Source organism: Nocardia sp. MDA0666, assembly GCF_003023875.1.
In the GTDB taxonomy this organism is placed as follows: Bacteria; Actinomycetota; Actinomycetes; order Mycobacteriales; family Mycobacteriaceae; genus Nocardia; species Nocardia aobensis.
This window is the reverse complement of record NZ_PYHT01000057.1, coordinates 1-594: the sequence shown is the minus strand read 5'-3', so window position 1 is coordinate 594 and position 594 is coordinate 1. Positions and strand designations below refer to the sequence as shown.

Here is a 594-nt window from a genome sequence, read left to right as displayed (position 1 = left end):
CGCGACGTGAGCGAAGCCTACCGAGCGCGCCGACACGGCCACGCCCCGCACTGGACGCCGCTACCGGTGCAATATGTCGACTACGCACTCTGGCAACGCACCCAACTCGGCGAACTACACGACCCCCACAGCCGCATCACCACCGAGCTCGAATACTGGGAACACACCCTCGCCGGAATGCCCGAACACCTCGACCTTCCTACCGACCGACCCTATCCACCGACCACCGACCAACACGGCGCCAGCGTCGTCATCGACTGGCCCGCAGAACTACAGCAACACATCGCCGAGGTCGCGCGCGACCACAACGCGACAAGTTTCATGCTCGTCCAGACCGCCCTCGCGGTACTACTGTCCACGATCAGCACCAGCACCGACGTCCCCATAGGGTTCGTCGTCGCCGGCCGTGGTGACCCGGCCCTCGACGAGTTGGTCGGCTTCTTCGTCAATACCTTGGTACTGCGGGTCGATCTGGCCGGCGACCCCACCTTCACCGACCTGTTGACCCAGGTTCGCACGCGCAGCCTCGAAGCGTTCGAACACCAGCACGTGCCGTTCGAAGTGCTGGTCGAACGACTCAACCCAGCCAGATCA

The 594-nt window shown here is 64.1% G+C and carries 1 protein-coding gene; it reads left to right on the top strand.

What is annotated here, in order from left to right:
* Positions 1–594: condensation domain-containing protein (locus tag C8258_RS32120; protein WP_146161391.1), on the top strand; the 594-nt coding region annotated here is incomplete at both ends.